Here is an 18,242-nt window from a genome sequence, read left to right on the forward strand (position 1 = left end):
TTGGTCTTAAAGCAATCATCCTTCTATCCTAACCGGGATACCAAGATTTTCTAGTTCTTTTTTTACATCTTTAATAGCTATTTCCCCAAAGTGAAAAATGGATGCTGCTAAAGCTGCATCTGCTCCTGTTTGTTGAAATACATCTATAAAATGCTGAATATTGCCAGCACCACCAGAAGCAATAACTGGAATATTTACGGCCTCTGTTACAGCCTTTAACATTTCTATATCAAAACCATCTTTAGTCCCATCTGCATTAATGCTGGTTAAGAGAATTTCGCCAGCTCCAAGTTCTTCTAATTCTTTGACCCATTCTATTAAATCAATTCCGGTTTCTTTGCTGCCACCATTTATAAATATTTCCCAGCCATCACCTGATTCTTTTTTATCCGCATCTACCGCTCCAACAATACACTGAGAACCAAAAGCTTGAGCTCCTTTTTTAACAAGCTCAGGATTTTTAACAGCTGCAGAGTTAACTGAAACTTTATCAGCACCAGAACGTAAAATAAGCTGCATATCTTCAACTGTTCTAATACCTCCACCTACAGTAAGGGGTATAAAAACTTGAGCAGCTACTTTTTCTACCAGCTCTGCAAGAGTCTTTCTCTTTTCTTTAGTTGCTGTAATATCTAAAAATACAAGTTCATCTGCTCCTAAATCATTATATTTCCTGGCAGATTCAACCGGATCACCGGCATCAATTAAATCAACAAAGTTTACTCCTTTAACTACCCGCCCATCTTTAATATCTAGACAGGGAATGATTCTTTTTTTATGCATTATTTATCCTCCATTTCTGAAAAAACTTTCTCTAAATCTATTTTACCCTGATAAATTGCCTGACCGGTAATTGCTCCATAAAATTCTAAATCTGCAAGCCTATATAAATCCTCTTCAGAACTGATTCCACCTGAAGCAATTATCTGCAAATTCGTTTCTGCTTTTAACTTTTTTAAGCCCTCAAAATCAGGGCCAGAGAGCATTCCATCTCTGCCGATATCAGTATAAAGTATATATTTAACTCCTAGTTCTTCCATTTCCAAAGCAAAATCAAGCATAGCAAGACTACTCTCTTCTTTCCAGCCAGAAGTAGTAACTCTACCATCTCTAACATCTATACTTACTAAAATTCTATCTGCTCCAAAATCCTTTAACATTTCTGATAATAATTCAGGATTTTTTACAGCCAAGGTTCCTATAATTGCCCTTGAAACACCTAGATCCAAAAGTCTTTTTACATCTTCTTTTTTTCTGATGCCGCCACCTGTCTGGATTTTAAGCTCAGTTCTTTCTGATATCTTTTTAATAACATTAAAATTTTTGCTTTCACCTGCACAGGCTCCATCAAGGTCTACCAAATGCAGCCATTCTGCACCTTCTTTTGCAAATTTTTCAGCTATCTTTAGAGGATTCTTGCTGTAAACCGTTTTTTTGTCAAAATCCCCCTGTTTCAATCTTACTACTTCCCCGTCTTTTAAATCTATTGCGGGTAATATTATCATTTATAACAGCTCCCCAAAATTTTCTAAAAGTTTGATCCCATTATCTCCACTTTTTTCTGGATGAAACTGCAGGCCAATCACATTTTTCTTTCTGACAACTGCAGGTATTTTTGTCCCATAATCAACAACAGCTAATACATCATCACTCACATCTTTTAGCTGATAGGAATGAACAAAATAAAAATGAGCCCTATCTGGAAGTCCTTTAAATAAAGGATCATCTTTAATAATCTCCAGCTCATTCCAGCCCATGTGTGGAATTTTATAATCGGTCTCCATCTTAACTATATCACCTTTTAAAAGTCCCAATCCTTGAGTTTTCAATTCTTCATAACCCCATTCAAATAAAAGCTGCATTCCCAGACAAATACCCAAAAAAGGTTTCCCTGATTCTACAAATTTATCTATAAATTCAATAAATCCATTTTTTTTAAGCTTTTCTGCTGCCCCAGGAAAAGCTCCAACTCCAGGTAAAACCAGCCCGGAATATTTTTCAATCTCCTGATTCTGAGCGCTCTCTAAAATAACAGTCTCCTGACCAATAAATTCTAAAGCTTTTTGAATACTGTTTAAATTACCTGCTCCATAATCTATAATGGCTATCATCTATAAAACACCCTTTGTGGAAGGGATTTTATCAGAATCTATCATAACTGCAGTTTTTAAAGCTCTTCCCAGTGATTTAAATACCGCCTCAATTTGATGATGACAGTTTGTCCCGTGCATCAATTCTACATGGAGTGTAATCCCCATATTAAAGGCAAAAGCTCTTAAAAATTCCACAACCATTTCTGCAGGAAAATCTCCAACTAGTTCTCTACTAAAGGGTAGATCATGGTAAATAAAAGGTCTCCCGCTAATATCAATAACCGTTCTAACAAGTGACTCATCAAGTGGAACTAAAACACTACTAAAGCGACGAATCCCTTTTTTATCACCAATAGCCTGAGCAAAGGCCTTACCCAAAGCAATCCCGGTATCCTCAATTGTATGATGTTCATCTATCTCCAGATCTCCCTTTACAGAAATCTCTAAATCAAAATTACCGTGCCGAGATATTTGATTTAACATATGGTCAAAAAAGCCTATTCCGGTTTTGATATTTCCTTTCCCTTCTCCATCTAAATTGACACTTACAACAATTTCTGTTTCTGCTGTTTTTCGCCGTTCTACTGCTACTCTATCTTTCTTCAAATTAACCACTCCTCAATTATTCTGCTTAAACTCCTCCAAAACTCTGAGAACAGCATCGTTTTCTTCTTCACTACCAATTGTAATCCTAATTGCAGCCGGTTTTGTATTATATGATCTTATTTTAATCCCGGCTTGATTTAAAGCTTTTTTAAATAGATGTGTTTTTTTACCTTCAAGATAAATAAAATTGGCTTCAGAAGGAAAAAGATCCCAATCCGAATAAGATTTTAAGTGCTCAAAAACCCTTTCTCGCTCTTTTTTTATAAATTCTATTCTTTCTTTAATAATATCATTATTATTTAGTACTATACAACCCAAAATATCTGTTAGGGTATTTAAATTATAAGGTTTCAAAACTTTTTTAAGTTCTTCAACCAAAACAGAATTGCCATATAAATAGCCAAGCCTAATCCCGGCTAAACCAAAAGCTTTAGAAAAAGTTCTAGTTACTGCTAAATTTGCATGGTTTTCTACCTGGGCCATCAAATCTTCTTTGCTGAAATCTGCATATGCCTCATCAACAATTACTGGTCCTGAAAAATATTCTGTTATAGAAAGAATTAGATCTTTGGCCAGGATTTCACCAGTTGGATTATTTGGTGAGCAGAAAAAAATCAATTTTGGCTGTAATCTATCAATTTTTGCTTTAATATTTTCAATCGTAAAATCTTTATCTAAAGGAATCTCCTCATAAATTCCACCACCTAATTCAGAAAAATATCTATACATAGAAAATGTTGGTGCCTGTGATAATACTATATCACCTTTTTCAACAAAAGTTCTAATTAAAATATCTAATAATTCATCTGAACCATTACCAATAATTACTTCTTTTGTACTTACTTCTTTATTTAATTCGCTGCTCAAATAATCTGCTAACTCCTGATGAATCTTTTCTGAATATATCTCAGGATAACGGTTAATATCAGTTTTTTGGAATTCATTTATAAATTTATCTTTTATTTTAGCTGGAAGATCAAAAGGAGACTCATTCCCAGCCAGATTAATTTTTACCTCAAAATCATCTTCTTCACCATAATAAGGAGAAATAGAACGAACTTCATCTCTCAACATCTCTTTAATAATTTTTTCTTTATCTTTTTGATTATTGCTCACTTTTTTCACCTTTTTCAGTTCTGATTCTAATTGAATTTGCATGAGAATCAAGCCCTTCACCTTCAGCTAGACAGATTACATCCTCACTGGCTTCTGCTAAAGCCTCTTTGCTGTAATGAATAAAACCTGAATACTTAACAAAATCTCGTACCGAAAGAGGAGAGAAAAATCTTGCTGTTGAATTAGTAGGCAGCACATGATTTGGCCCTGCATAATAATCTCCGATCGGTTCAGGTGTATATTCTCCTAAAAAGATTGAACCTGCATTTTGCACTGAAGGCAGGATCTCAAAAGGATTTTTAACAGCTAACTCGAGGTGTTCTGGAGCAACTAAATTAATCATTTCTAAAGCTTCTTCTTTATTATTAACAGTAATCATTAATCCATAATTTTTTAATGATTCTTCAATAATATCTTTTTTGCTCATATTTTTTATTTGTTTCTTCAATTCTTCTTCAACCTGAGGAATTAATTCAGGTGCATCAGTAACTAAGATCGAAGAGGCAAGTGGATCATGTTCTGCCTGACTCATTAAATCTGCAGCTATGTAGGCTGGATTAGAATCCTTTTCTGCCATAATCATTATCTCACTAGGTCCTGCAATCATGTCAATTTTAACCTGACCAAAAACAAGTTCTTTTGCCATTGAAACATATATATTGCCAGGACCTACAATAATATCAACTGCTGGAATAGTTTCAGTACCATAGGCTGCTGCTGCAACTGCCTGAGCTCCACCTACTTTAAATATTCGATCTGCACCGGCAATACTTGCTGCAGCTAAAATGACATCACTAACTTCTCCATTTTTATCAGGTGGAGTTAACATAATTATCTCTTCTACCCCGGCAACTTTAGCAGGTATAACCGTCATTAATACAGAAGATGGATAAGCTGCTCTTCCCCCGGGAACATATACAGCCGCTTTTTTAAGGGCTCTGCAGACCTGCCCAATAATAATACCTGGTTCTTTTTGTTTCTGCCAGGAAGATGTTTTTTGTTCAGAGTGAAAATCTTCAATGTTGGCCGCAGCATTTTCTAAAGCTTTTAAAAAATCTTTATCAACTGATTTTAAAGCTTTTTCTATCTCTTCTACTTTAACTTCTAGTTCAGAAGCCTTAAATTTCATTCCATCAAAACGTTCTGTATAGTCTAAAACCGCCTGATCACCATTAATTTTAACATTTTTCAATATATCGGCAGCTACCTTGCGGTACTCATCTAAATTGTCACCAGAACGACTGTCTAAAAGTTCTTTTACTTCAGCAACATTTTTTCTTCCATCTTTTATTTTTTTAATCATTGTTTTCCTCCTCAGTTAATATTCTATCAAGAGCCTCAATAATTTGTGAAATTTGCTCCTGTCTTGTTTTCATACTTACTTTATTAACAACCAACCTGGCTGACAGTTCTCTAATGTTTTCATAGACAACCAGACCATTTTCTTTTAAAGTTCTACCTGTTTCCACAATATCAAGTATTGTATCTGCAAGCCCAGTTAAAGGAGCAAGTTCAATTGACCCATTTAGTTTAATAACTTCAACCGGTTCTCCTTTGCTTCTAAAATAGCGCCGGGTAAAATCAGGATATTTAGTAGCAACTTTTCTTTCTAGTAGTGTTTCGGTTCTATTTGGCAATCCAGCTAAAGCAAACCGACAGGCTCCATATTTTAAATCTAAAACCTCATAAAGATCCCTATTCTCTTCTAATAAAGTATCTTTGCCAACTATGCCAAGATCTGCAGTACCATATTCTACATAAATCGGTACATCAGCAGGTTTGACAAGTATGATCTCAAAATTTTCTTCTGCAAATTCAAAAATTAACTTCCGTGATTTAAGCATATCTTCAGGAAGATTATAGCCAGCTTTTCTAAAAAGTTTAACAGCTTCTTTAGCCAACCTTCCTTTTGCCATCGCAATACAAAGGTTCTCCATTATTCCCACTCCTCTATCTTCTTTAAAACAAGATCCGATAATTTCTTTTGATCTCTTTTGATTTCTGCTTGTTCCCCATTATTCCGGTAAATATTTAACTGCTCTTCTCTAATATCTATATGATATTCTATTTGTTGAAAATCAAGGTAGCTCTTTTCAACATTATTTATTAACTCTGCAGTATAATTAATCTCCCTTAAGGCCTCAGCAAGATCATATGCATCTTTTAAATCAGCCTTCTCTTGATAAGAAACAACAAAACTTTTTTCTTCGTTTTCAATAAAATTTTCTGTTCTACTCAAATAATCAAGCAGATTTTCTATTTCTACCGCAAAACCTACTGCTGCTTCTTCTATACCAAACTTTTCAGTTAAATTATCATAACGCCCTCCACTAGCCAGTAAATTACTATAACCTTTAGCATAGCCTTTAAAAATTATTCCGGTATAATAACCGTGTCTTGAAATCAACATCGGATCAAAGGTAATAAACTTTAATAAATCAAATTCTTCTAATCTATTAAACAATTCTTCTAAAGTTTCTAAGACATTTATAGTTTCATCAGAAAGCGGCATTGCTTCCAGTTTAGCAACCACATTTTTAGGTTCCCCAAAAAGGGTAGGCAAAGTTAATAAAACATTCTGAGCTTCTTGACTGATTTCTACTTTTTTAAGATAATTTTTGATACCTATTTTATTTTTAGCTGCCAATAATTTTCTTAAGGCAACTGTATGCTCATCTGCTATTTTTAAATCAGTAAAAATTTCGTTGATTAAATCTGCATGCCCAATATCAATTAAAGGATCCTCAACCATAACAGCCTGCATTGTTTTAATTAACAGAATGATTATTTCTAAATCAGACTCTAGAGCATCACAACCAATTAATTCCACTCCAGCCTGAGTTTTTTCCTTCAGGCTTAGACTCTGACTGTTGCGTGATTGATAAGCTGAGCTAAGATAAGAAAATTTCAGTGGCCGAGGACTGTCTTGGAACCTGCTTGCTGCTAAGCGAGCAATTGGCATAGTTAAATCCGGTCTTAAAACCAGGATTTGACCTTTATCATCTACTACCTTAAACATTTCATTTTTTTCCACCAATCCTTCTATTCCAGTATAAAGTTCAATTGATTCTAAAGTAGGTGTTATAACTTCCCTATAGGCATTAGCTTCAAAAACGTTTCTTATTGCCTCATAGATAGTTTTTCTCCTTCGTAATTCAGCTGGCAAAATATCTCTTACTCCTTCTACAAATGCATTCATCTACTTATCCTCCTGTATTATAATTTAGTCCTTTAATATGCTAAAGCAATAAAGCGTTGTATATATTATATTTATATTAGTCCACTCTGTCAAGTCTTTTAATAAATTCCTAATATGTCTTAATTTTAATACTATTTGCTTAAATTGCACTGTCTCAATAAATATAACAATTATTTATCTCAATTTTAAAATAAAATTCACTTTATTTCAAATATATGCTATGATAATTAATAAGTAATAGACATTCTTGATAATGGAGGCGAATAAAATGTTTTTTGATTATCATATGCATTCTCATTTTTCTGCTGATTCTCAAATGAACATGGAAGAAATAATTGAGACAGCAATTAAAATAGGTTTAGATGAAATAGCAATTACCGACCATCATGATATAGATTATAAAGATGATAGTATAGAATTTATAATTGACAAAAATGAATATTTGACTGCACTAGAAAAAATGCAAAATAAATATAAAGATAAGATAGAAATCAAAAAAGGAATAGAATTAGGTGTTCAGCTTCATATTTTTGATCAATGTAACCGATATTTAGCTGATGATTTTGATTTTGTAATTGCTTCATTCCATACTGCAGAAAAAAAAGACCTTTATAATGGAGATTTTTTTGAAGAATACAGCCAGTGGGAAGCCTATCTTCAGTACTTAAAAACTGTCTATGCAGTAGTTAAAGATTATGAAAATTATAATGTAATAGGTCATCTTGATATTATTAGAGATTATGGTAATTATGATCATAAACCTGATTTAATGGAAAACAAAGAAGCTTCTGAAATAATTGCAGAAATTTTGAAGCAAATCATTAAAAAGGATAAGGGCATAGAAGTAAATACCTCTGGTTATAGGATTGATGGGGAGAACCCTATGCCAAGTTTTAGAATCTTAAAATTATATAAAGAACTAGGAGGAGAAATTCTAACCATTGGTTCTGACAGTCACAGTACAGATAGAATCGCTCAAAGACTTTCTTCTACCAGTCAGAAATTGAAAGAAATCGGCTTTGATAAATTAAGCACTTTCACTAATATGAAGCCTCAATTTCATAAAATTGAAGATTTTGCTCCAAAAAAATAAAAGCAGGAGATTTAAGCTTCTCCTGCTAATAATTCCAATAATTTTGCTGTGTCATGGGGATCTTTAAGGTAATATTCTGCCTCTGTATTTAAATCATCTTCATTTTGAACATAAATACTTATCCCCGCTTCTATTACTTTAAACGCATCTTCATCTGTTCTATCATCACCAATATAAATTTTTAAATAATTGTTTAGTGAAAATTGCTCAACCATTTTTTTAGCTATAAAATTAACTGCTTTTCCCTTATTCCAACCTTGAGGTCTAAGTTCTACAATTTTTCTTCCAACAAGAAGCTGATAATTTGTTGATTGAAGTTTTTTATTAATCTCATCACTTATTTCTTTTTGCATTATTTCATCATTGAAATGAAGAGCTATACCAAAACCTTTATCTTCAAGCTCAACTTGAGATTCAGCTTGATATTTCTCTTTTATTTCTTGATAAATTTCTTTGCTTTTTTGATCTATATTCTGAGCCTGAAAAGGGTGGATTATTTGATTATCTTTTAATAATTCAATTTCTAGACCGTGACTGCCAGCATAATTTGCATTTTCAAACTGTATCATATTTTTTAAGTCACTTAATTTCCGCCCGGAAACTAAGCTAAGATAATAATTTTCCTTTTCAGCAATAAGCCTGAGACTTTTAATTGATTCAGGTAGTGCTTTTGCCTTCGCTGGAACAGGATTAAAAGGTGCTAGAGTTCCATCATAATCACAAAAAAACAAAATATTTTCAGCTCTAAGAATCTTTTCATTGAGCTCTTGAAAATATTTTTTTTGTAAAGCATACTTTTTATTCATAACAATCCAACCAATTTTCAAGGAAATTATCTCTCCACCAGTTGATATCGTAATATTTTAAATCTTCCTTAGCAGATTTCAATCTCTTTTTCCTTTCTGCTTCGTCCATTTCTAATGCCTGATAAATAGCATCTGCTAATTCCTCGCGATGATAGGGATTAACTTTAATTGCACTATCTAAATATTGTGCTGCTCCTGCAAATTCTGATAGGATTAAAACACCATTATCCTGTACAGCAAGATATTCTTTTGCAACTAAATTCATTCCATCAATTGAAGCAGTAATTAAACCTACATCTGCTGCTTTATAGTATGGCAAAAGTTCTTCCTGAGGTACAGAACCATAGAAATATTTAATTGGTGCCCAATCATCTTTTTGATATTTACCATTAATTTCGGCAATTTTTCTATCTATTCTTTCTTTCATCTGCTGATATTCTTTAACCTCTGTCCTGCTTGGTGCAACCCTCTGAACTATTGTTGCTTCACCTATATATTCAGGGTATTTAGCAAAAAATTTATCAATAGCATTTAATCTCTCTTCTATTCCTTTAGTATAATCTAATCTATCAACTGCAAAAATTAGTTTTTCAGTATCATAACTATTTCTAACTGCTTCTGTCTTTTTTAAATAATCTTCATCATTAGCTAATTCTGAAAAGCTCTGATAATCAATTCCTAGAGGAATACTTTTAACTTTTGTTTCAGAACCCTGATAACTTACAATCTTATTCTCAAAATCAACTTCTGCCCCAATTTTTTTAGCACAGTTTAAAAAGTTATAAACAAACAAATCAGTATGGAAAGCTATAAAATCTGAGGCTAATAAGCCTACCAGAATCTCTTTCCTCCAGGGAATTGTTCTAAATGCTTCCCAGGCGGGCCAGGGTATATGCCAGAACATCGAAACTGCTGGACCATTTTCTGCTTTAAGATAACCTGGAACTAAAGCTAAATGATAATCATGAATCCAGATTAAATCTTCTTCTTTTAACTCTTCTTTAATATTATCAGCATATTTTTGATTAACTTTTTGATAACTATGCCAGTAATCTTCATCATAATTAGCTTTTGAAATAAATGTGTGACAAATAGGCCACATTACCTCATTTGAAAAGCCATAATAAAATCCATCTTTTTCTTTTTGTGATAGATTTATTCTTTTTAAAGTATAGCCATTTTTATCCGGAACCCTTATTTTCTTATCCTGGTCAACTACTTCAAAATCTGCTTCTCCTCTGCCCCAGGCAATCCAAAGACCATTTACATCCTGCATCATTGGATCAAGGCCAGTAGTTAAGCCTCCTGCCAATTTTTCCATTTTGACTTCATCATCTACATAATGATGTTTATATGGTTCTCCATTGGAAACAAGAACAAGTCTTCTATCAGAAAATTCTGCTTCCATAAATTTCTACCTCCCTAATTTTTCCATTTTAATCTTAACAATTATAGTTGGAAGTGTCAAGAAATCAAATAAAGCAAAATCCTGATACATTTAGATATCCAATTCTTCACCAATTTCTATTATTTTACTGCTGCATCCTATCTGTTCAAACTTAGAGGACAAGCCTTTTGCCTGCAGAACTTCCTGTCGTTCTTCAGGGTCATAATGATAGGGAACAGCTAACTTTGGGTCTAGTTTAATTACATTTTCAATATAATCTGCAAAATCACTATTATAACAAGCTGTAAATAAAACCTCTATTTCTTCTCCTGGATCAGGATATTTTGAAGCATCAGCTGTATGATAAATACCTTTATAAAAATAGGCGACTGATGATTCTGCATTATAACAATCTACAGCTAAAACTTTAATTTCATCCTCTACAATTTCATCAGCTTCTACAACTTCACCTTTAATATCATATTTAGAAAATACTGAATGGGGTGCATAAATCTTCGTATCTTCTTTCATCACTGTTTCTAAATCATTTAAATCAATATGATCATCATGTTCATGAGTAATTAGTATAATATCTGCCTTTACTTCTGCCTCAATCAAAAAATTAGGATCAATAATTATGTTTTTTTCTCCCTTAATTTCTAGAGCAGAATTACCGAGCCATCTTAATTTGATAATAATCATCTCCTATTTCTAAATTAGTATCTAAAAAATTGAATTATTTTCACACATTATTATTTTAGCATAAATGACTAATTTATTAAAATAAGCAAAAATTATTCCTTCATTCCTGATTTTATCATTAAACTTTCAATAAATATTCTCTGATTAAATATAAAGAATATTAATAATGGCATCACTATAAACATTGTACCTGCCATCAACAATGTCCAATCCGCTCCACTTTCCTGCTGGACAAACATCCCTAAGCCAATTGCTAAAGTTCTAACACTTGGAGTTTCAGTAATAATTAATGGCCAGAAATAATCATTCCAGTGAATTACGATACTAATTAAAGAAAAAGCAGTTATAATTGGTTTTGAAAGCGGAATCATTACATGTTTTAAAATTGTAAAATGACCTGCCCCATCAATCCTGGCTGATTCTATTAAAGATTCAGGTATTTGTTTAAATTGCTGCCTGATTAAAAAAGTCCCATAACCACTTGCAATAAAGGGTAGTACCATGGCAGTTCTAGTATTAATCAAACCAAGAACTCTCATCACATCATAATTTGGTACAACTATAGCCTGTAAAGGTAAAAGCATCTGTGCAATAAAGATAAAAAATAGTACATCTCTACCAAAAAATTCTAATTTAGCAAAAGCATAGGCAGCTGGAATTATAACAAGCAGCTGCATAATTACTGTAAAAGTTACTACAATAATAGTATTGATTAAATATGTCCCAAAAGGGGCTGCATTCAAAATATCTAAGTAATTTTCAAATCTAAATTCTGTAGGTATTAAACCAAGACCCTGGCCAAAAACTGCATGACTGGGTTGGATAGATGTCGAAAGAGCCCAGATTAGTGGTATAATAGCTATTAAAGCTATGAACATCAAAATAATATGGCCAAGAAGATGACCCATCTTATCTTTTAATTTAGCTGATTTAATCTTCATTACCTCCCCTTAAATATATTATTTTATCCATACTGGATTCGTTTTTTTAGTGATCTCATTACTAAAATTATTGTTATAAATAAAACAATTACTAAAATGCTAGTTAATGCGTTACCAATACCTAAATCCCAGTATCTAAATGTCTGCTGATAAATATAATATACAAACACATTGGTAGCATTAGCTGGTCCACCCTGAGTCATTATATGAACAATATCAAAAACCCTAAAAGATTCTATAATATTAACTATAATAACAAAAACCAAAGTTGGAGTTATTAAAGGTAATGTTATGTAAAAATGTTTTTGAAACCAGCTCGCTCCATTAATTTTGGCAGATTCATATAAAGAAAAATTAATGTTCTGTAATCCTGCCAAAAAAAGAATAACAAAATAGCCTAGATTTTTCCAAATCATAACTATCATCAAAGAAGGTAATGCTGTTCTACTGCTGTTAATCCATGCCCTACCGGATATACCTAAAGATCTCAATATTCTGTTTAAGATTCCTATATCTGGATTATAAATAAAAACCCATAACATTGCTGCTGCTGCCATCGGAACTAAAGTTGGAGTAAAAATAGATGCTTCATAAAACTCTCTAAATCTACTTTTTTCGTTAATTAAAATAGCAATAAAAAGTGAAAGACCAATTATAACCGGAATAGTTCCGATTAAATAAATTAAATTATTTCTAATAACCCTCATAAATAAGGGGTCATTAAAAAGAATCCTAAAATTATTAAGTCCTACATACTGTGGTTCTGGCATCCACAAATTATTATCAAATAAACTAAAATAGAAACTTCTAAATATTGGATAATAAGTAAAGACAATTAAAAAAATACCAGAAGGAATTAAAAACAAATACGGAAGCAATTTGCTCTTATATGACAGTAATCCTGATTCATCTTTAAAGTTTTTAATGATATTTTGCAGCATTTATTGTTAATCACCTCATATTCTAATTTTTATTACTACCCCTCTAGAGTCTAGAGGGGTAGTATTTATAAAGATAATTATTAATGTCTATCAAGAATTCCCTGTATTCTATTTTGAGCATTATTCATTGCTGTTTCTGGATCCATATTGCCTTCCATTACATCATCTAATATATCTGTTAAAGACTGGCGTATTTGTTGATAGCCAACAGCACTCATCTTTGGATATGCATATTCTAATTGATCTCTGGCAACAGCTCTAGCAGGTTGGTCCAAAACATGCTCTGCTAAAACTGGAACATCATAGGCATCTTCTCTTACAGCAACATAACCAGATTCTACACTCCAGGTTGCAGCATTTTCAGGATTAGTCATAAATTTTATAAACTCCCAGGCTGCATCTTGATTAGCCTCCGGAATATCTCTAAATACATGGAAATCTCCTCCACCTACAGCAGCACCATATGTTTTATTTTGAGGCATAAATGCTACTCCTACTTCAAAATTAGCTGTATTTAAAATAGGTGGAAGTGCTCCAGTTGAGTTATACAACATAGAGGCGGCTTCTCCAGCGAAATCAGTTGGACTTCCAGCCCAGGTTCTTACTTCTTTAGGCATTACTTCATATTTATGTGCTAAATCATACCAGAATTGAGCAGCCTCTATAACAGCTTCATCTGTAAAATAGGCTTCAGTTCCTTCACGATTAATAAGCTGGCCATCATTTTGATAGGCAAAAGCTTCAAAAATCCAATCATTCCAACCACCCGGAATAATTAAACCCCATCTATTAGCTTCTCTATCGGTTAATACTTCGGCATAAGCTACTAGTTCATCCCAGGTATCAGGTGCCCGCTCCGGATCTAGACCTGCAGCTAAAAGTTCATCTGACTTCTCTGCAAAGTGATCTTTATTATAATAAAAGACCGGAGTACTTCTTTGAAATGGAATTGTCCATTGTTCACCATGTAAATTACCATTAGCTAAAAAGGCATCGTAAAATGGATCTATAAAATCTCCCTCTTCTTCAATATATTTTGTTAATGGTATTGTGGCATTCATCTGTAATAAACTATGTGCTTCAGAAATCTCTACAACTGCTATGTCCGGTGGATTACCCCCCATAACTCCAGTCTGCACTCTCTGCATTGTATCATCATAATCACCTGAATATACAGGTTGAACAGTAATATTCGGATGTGTTTCATTAAACTCATTTACCATTTGATCTACAACGTTTGCCAACGGACCAGCTACACCTACAGGATAATAGAAGTTTAAAAGCACTTGATCTTCTTGTGCTCCTACAGGATTGGCAAATAAAAGAGCAATAAACAAAAATACTGACAAAGCAAAAATAACCCCTTTTTTCATAATGATTTTTCACTCCCTATTTTTTTTAATAAAGCTTAACTTGAAAAAACTACACCTCCTTTGTTTATTAAGTTGTATTCATAATAAATTATTTAAATTAAAGTTTTATTGCAAATAGGTAAAATTTTTGTAAAAAAGACCTTACATAGTATATTCTTTAAATAAAAGTAAAAACCTTTTTGAAAACAAAAAATATTATGAATATTTAACATAAAAAAAAGCCCTCCTCAAATTAAAGAGAAGAGCTTGAGTATAATATTATTTAAACATTCAATTCTCTAACCTGGTCTTCATCACCGTCAGCAACTTTTTGTCCAATCTCAGAGACAATAGTACTTCCACTAGAAACATTATTACCATTAAAATCTTCAACATTTACATAAGAAAATATTCTACAATTTCTTTCAATAACTGTACCTTCAGGTATTGTAGCTCTTTTAGCAATGACATTAAGCCCATTGGTAAGCAGATCAGGTTTATCTTTATTAGGAGTTAAATCATCTCCATAACCAATTTTACAATTTGCCTTTACTTCCACTTCTTTATCAATTATACATTTATCAATAACTGAATTACTTCTAATTATGCTATCATTAAAAATAATTGAGTTTTTAACTACAGCCCCTTCTTCTATGTATACACCTGGGCTGATGACTGAATTTCTTACTTGACCATTAATAATAGAACCATTAGAAATCAAACTTTTTGAAGCAGAAGCATTTTCACCTAATTTTACTGATGGTTTTTCTTCACTTCTTGTATGAAGTTTCCACTCTTCATTATATAAATTTAGCTCTGGGATAGGCTTAGCTAAATCAAGATTTGTTTGCCAGTAAGCCTCTAAAGTACCAACATCTTTCCAGTAATCATCAAATTCATATAAAAACACTTTATTTTCTTCAATCATTGGTGGTATTATGTGGTGACCAAAATCAGAATCTTCTTCACTACAATACTTTTCTAATACTTCTAATAATCTATCTTTATCAAATACATAAATACCCATTGAAGCTAAATTGCTTGGTGGGTCAGCAGGTTTTTCTACAAAATCTGTAACTTCCATTTCATCATTATAATCTAGTATTCCAAAACGACTGGCATCTTCATATGGCACAGGCTGAGCAGCTATTGTTAGGTCAGCTCCTTTTTCACGGTGAAACTCTATCATTTTACCATAGTCCATAGCATAAACATGGTCACCCGATAAAATTACAACTTCATCAGGATTTTGATTTCTAATAAAACTACGATTTTTATAAATAGCATGAGCAGTACCTTCATACCAATCTGTAGTACCTGGCTTACCTCTAAAAGGTTGTAAAATTGTTACTCCACCTCTTTTTCTATCTAAATCCCACGGTTTACCTATTCCTATATGATTATTCAAAGAAAGAGGTAGGTATTGAGTAAGTACCCCAATATTATAGATATTGGAATTTACACAATTACTAAGTGCAAAATCAATTAATCTAAACTTACCTGCAAAAGGTACACTTGGTTTAGCTCTATGTGCAGATAAAACGTCAAGTCTTGTTCCACGGCCACCAGCTAAAATTAATGCTAACGTTTTTGACATAAATTTTCCCCCTTATGTTATATTAATGAATCATTATGCAGTAAAAATTTACCTATGCATAATTTCTAGATTACTCATATATATATTATTAACTAATATTGATGAAATTCCTTCCTTTTTTAAAAAGAATCTTGAAAAAAATAAAAGTTATTATTTTTAGATAATTTTATACATTTAGCCGTTTTTGCGTTTTACAACTAAATGAAAAAAAATCGTAAAAGTTAATAGAACTGCTGCGGAAACAAACCAACTTAATTGATAACTACCACTAATATCTGCTAAATGCCCAAAAATAGGCGGACTTATTACAACTCCTGATCTTAAAAAGACCAGTGCTATCCCGGTTCCAATTCCAGTTAGTTTTGCACTTGAAAGCTCTGCAATAGTTGTAAAAAATAAACTCATCCATCCCAAAGCTATAATCCCAGTTAAAAACGAACTAAAATAAACAAGATATATAGAAGGTGCAAAATTACTTATGTAAAATGAATAAAACAATTGTATAAAAACCAATGAAAAACCAACTGAACTCAAACCAAGACCTCTATCACCATTAAAAAATTTATCATTAATATAACCCAAAGCAGGCCTTCCAATTATACCACCTATTTGAAAAAAACCGAGGCTTAATCCAGCTACAGTCCTGCTCATATTAATATCCTGAGTTAAATAGAGAGTATAATGAGCTGGTATTGAACCAACTGAAGTCCCCAAAGCAAAACCAAGTACACAAACAAGCATTAAATTTTTGTTTTTTAAAAGAATAAATATAGAATCTTTAAAACTAGGCTGCTCTCTTTGTTTTAATTTCGCATCTTGATCTTTTTTATTATCTTCTTTATAGAAAATAAACAAAAATAAAGTAACAATTAAAGCCAGTGAACCTGAAAATAAAACTGCAATTCTCCAGCTATATATTTCTCCTAAAACAGGTAAAAAAGTTGCTCCCAAAAAGCCACCTACTCCTCCACCCATCTGCATAATTCCCATAGAAGTAGCCCTGTTTCTAGCAGATACTTTAGACATTACTGCCTTATTCAAAGATGGAGTTATAATACTAAAAACCAATCCTGTTAAAAGAGCTAAAATTAAAAGAACAAAAAAGTGAGGTGCTGCTGCATGTAAAATAAGTAAAACACCTACTGAACCTGTTCCAAATATCATTCCTTTTTTTGATCCGATTTTATCAACTACACTACCACTATAAATAGCTATTAAAGTAGCAAGTAAAAAATATGCTGTAGAATATAAACCTGCCTGAGCTCTAGTAATTGAAAATTCATCTCTGACAAAAGGCATTAAAGCTAGAAAACCCTGCATATTTATATCAACCGCAAGGTATGCCGTAGAAATAATAAAAAGAAATTTATACTGCAATTTGCTGGATTTTGTAGTGCTATTCATTAGTTTAAATATCTCCTTTGTCTTTTTCTTCTCTATTAATTATTATGTGGATGATATGAAAAGCTTTTCAGATAAATTATTATAATCATTATTAGTATATTATATTATTAAGTAATTTCTGTCAACCATATTTCTAATTTTAATTATTTAAAGTCTTAACTTTTAGCAATTTTTTTATTAAGATGATAAAATTAATTTATAGATATAATTTTAATTCCACAATATAAATTTAATGGAGGTCTTATAATTATGAAAAAGAAAAAGATTGGTATCGTTTTAGCCGGTGGAGGGGCAAGAGGTTTTGCCCACCTTGGAGTTTTAAAAGCTCTTGAAGAAAAAGATATAAAAGCTGATTACATTTCTGCAGTTAGCGCAGGTTCTATTGTAGGTGCTTTTATCTCAGCAGGGAAAAAACCTGATCAGATAATGGAGATCATGAAAGAAAATGATTTTTTTGATTATGCCAAGGTTACAGTTCCAATTAATGGTTTGATGAGTTTAGACAATCTTCATCATAACTTAGAAGAGCATCTACAAGAAGAAAAAATATCAGAACTTAAAATCCCGCTTTATATTGCAGCCGCTAATCTAATAACTGGCAAAATAAAATATTTTGATGAAGGTGACATAAGCAAAATTGTCCAGGCATCTTCTTCTATACCTGTGCTCTTTTCTCCTGTTGAAATAAACGGTGATTTATATGTTGATGGTGGTCTGCTTGACAACCTTCCGGTAGAGCCATTAAAAAACAAATGTGATATTATTATTGCTGTAAATATAATGCCTATTGAAAAAACAAGAAATTTAAATAATTTAGTAGAAATTGCTCTAAGAACATTTCAATTAAGTGTTAATCGAGATCAAGAACAAATCAAAAATAGTGTCGATTTATTTATTGAGCCCGAAGGACTAGAAGATTATCATATTCTCGATACAAAACATGCTGATAAATTATTTGAATTAGGTTATAGGCATACTAAAAAAATCAAAATTAATTTCAACTAG

Annotated in this window: 18 protein-coding genes; 2 read left to right on the forward strand and 16 right to left on the reverse strand. The window is 32.2% G+C overall.

Annotated elements, in window-relative coordinates; translation table 11 throughout:
* Nucleotides 1–15: 15 nt before the first annotated feature.
* From hisF to hisZ, 8 genes are read right to left on the reverse strand one after another with little or no spacing between them, the layout of a single operon-like run.
* Complete coding sequence (hisF, locus tag HALSA_RS11590) at nt 16–783, reverse strand: imidazole glycerol phosphate synthase subunit HisF (RefSeq protein ID WP_013406736.1); 768 nt, start codon at nt 781–783, stop codon at nt 16–18.
* Nucleotides 783–1,505: a 1-(5-phosphoribosyl)-5-[(5-phosphoribosylamino)methylideneamino]imidazole-4-carboxamide isomerase gene (hisA, locus tag HALSA_RS11595; protein WP_013406737.1), complete on the reverse strand. Its 723-nt coding sequence runs from the start codon at nt 1,503–1,505 to the stop codon at nt 783–785. Before hisA ends, hisF begins: the two co-directional genes overlap by 1 nt.
* Nucleotides 1,506–2,111, reverse strand: coding sequence for an imidazole glycerol phosphate synthase subunit HisH (gene hisH, locus HALSA_RS11600; RefSeq protein WP_013406738.1), 606 nt, complete (start codon nt 2,109–2,111; stop codon nt 1,506–1,508).
* Nucleotides 2,112–2,699, reverse strand: a complete 588-nt coding sequence (hisB, locus tag HALSA_RS11605) for an imidazoleglycerol-phosphate dehydratase HisB (RefSeq protein WP_013406739.1) — start codon at nt 2,697–2,699, stop codon at nt 2,112–2,114.
* A 12-nt stretch (nt 2,700–2,711) separates the two neighbouring features.
* Complete coding sequence (gene hisC, locus HALSA_RS11610) at nt 2,712–3,815, reverse strand: histidinol-phosphate transaminase (RefSeq protein WP_238524759.1); 1,104 nt, start codon at nt 3,813–3,815, stop codon at nt 2,712–2,714.
* Nucleotides 3,805–5,118 carry a histidinol dehydrogenase gene (gene hisD, locus HALSA_RS11615; RefSeq protein WP_013406741.1) on the reverse strand — a complete coding sequence of 438 codons (1,314 nt, stop codon included), beginning with the start codon at nt 5,116–5,118 and terminating at the stop codon, nt 3,805–3,807. Before hisD ends, hisC begins: the two co-directional genes overlap by 11 nt.
* Nucleotides 5,111–5,752: an ATP phosphoribosyltransferase gene (gene hisG / locus HALSA_RS11620; protein ID WP_013406742.1), complete on the reverse strand. Its 642-nt coding sequence runs from the start codon at nt 5,750–5,752 to the stop codon at nt 5,111–5,113. Before hisG ends, hisD begins: the two co-directional genes overlap by 8 nt.
* A complete protein-coding gene (gene hisZ, locus HALSA_RS11625; protein WP_013406743.1) occupies nt 5,752–7,014 on the reverse strand; it encodes an ATP phosphoribosyltransferase regulatory subunit in 1,263 nt (420 codons plus the stop codon). The genes hisG and hisZ overlap by 1 nt, the downstream gene beginning before the upstream one ends.
* Before the next feature lie 268 nt (nt 7,015–7,282).
* Between hisZ and HALSA_RS11630 the strand changes: the two genes are divergently transcribed.
* The gene (locus HALSA_RS11630) at nt 7,283–8,107 is read left to right on the forward strand and encodes a histidinol-phosphatase HisJ family protein (RefSeq protein WP_013406744.1); all 825 of its coding nucleotides are present in this window, start codon (nt 7,283–7,285) and stop codon (nt 8,105–8,107) included.
* An 11-nt stretch (nt 8,108–8,118) separates the two neighbouring features.
* Here the strand turns inward: HALSA_RS11630 and otsB are convergent, their stop codons facing one another.
* The 8 genes from otsB to HALSA_RS11670 form a co-directional block, all read right to left on the reverse strand.
* Nucleotides 8,119–8,913: a trehalose-phosphatase gene (gene otsB, locus HALSA_RS11635; RefSeq protein ID WP_013406745.1), complete on the reverse strand. Its 795-nt coding sequence runs from the start codon at nt 8,911–8,913 to the stop codon at nt 8,119–8,121.
* Nucleotides 8,906–10,321: an alpha,alpha-trehalose-phosphate synthase (UDP-forming) gene (locus tag HALSA_RS11640; protein ID WP_013406746.1), complete on the reverse strand. Its 1,416-nt coding sequence runs from the start codon at nt 10,319–10,321 to the stop codon at nt 8,906–8,908. The genes otsB and HALSA_RS11640 overlap by 8 nt, the downstream gene beginning before the upstream one ends.
* A gap of 90 nt (nt 10,322–10,411) precedes the next feature.
* The gene (locus HALSA_RS11645; RefSeq protein WP_013406747.1) at nt 10,412–11,002 is read right to left on the reverse strand and encodes an MBL fold metallo-hydrolase; all 591 of its coding nucleotides are present in this window, start codon (nt 11,000–11,002) and stop codon (nt 10,412–10,414) included.
* 92 nt (nt 11,003–11,094) lie between these two features.
* Nucleotides 11,095–11,943, reverse strand: a complete 849-nt coding sequence (locus tag HALSA_RS11650) for a carbohydrate ABC transporter permease (RefSeq protein WP_013406748.1) — start codon at nt 11,941–11,943, stop codon at nt 11,095–11,097.
* 23 nt (nt 11,944–11,966) lie between these two features.
* A complete protein-coding gene (locus tag HALSA_RS11655; protein WP_013406749.1) occupies nt 11,967–12,884 on the reverse strand; it encodes a carbohydrate ABC transporter permease in 918 nt (305 codons plus the stop codon).
* A gap of 80 nt (nt 12,885–12,964) precedes the next feature.
* On the reverse strand, nt 12,965–14,257 hold the full coding sequence (locus HALSA_RS11660) for an ABC transporter substrate-binding protein (RefSeq protein ID WP_013406750.1): 1,293 nt from the start codon (nt 14,255–14,257) through the stop codon (nt 12,965–12,967).
* A gap of 262 nt (nt 14,258–14,519) precedes the next feature.
* Nucleotides 14,520–15,833, reverse strand: a complete 1,314-nt coding sequence (locus HALSA_RS11665; RefSeq protein ID WP_013406751.1) for a glucose-1-phosphate adenylyltransferase — start codon at nt 15,831–15,833, stop codon at nt 14,520–14,522.
* A 174-nt stretch (nt 15,834–16,007) separates the two neighbouring features.
* Nucleotides 16,008–17,237, reverse strand: a complete 1,230-nt coding sequence (locus HALSA_RS11670) for an MFS transporter (RefSeq protein WP_013406752.1) — start codon at nt 17,235–17,237, stop codon at nt 16,008–16,010.
* Nucleotides 17,238–17,486: 249 nt separating this feature from the next.
* Here HALSA_RS11670 and HALSA_RS11675 point away from each other — a divergent pair, with 249 nt between their 5' ends.
* On the forward strand, nt 17,487–18,242 hold the full coding sequence (locus HALSA_RS11675) for a patatin-like phospholipase family protein (protein WP_013406753.1): 756 nt from the start codon (nt 17,487–17,489) through the stop codon (nt 18,240–18,242).

Source organism: Halanaerobium hydrogeniformans, from assembly GCF_000166415.1.
GTDB lineage: Bacteria > Bacillota > Halanaerobiia > Halanaerobiales > Halanaerobiaceae > Halanaerobium > Halanaerobium hydrogeniformans.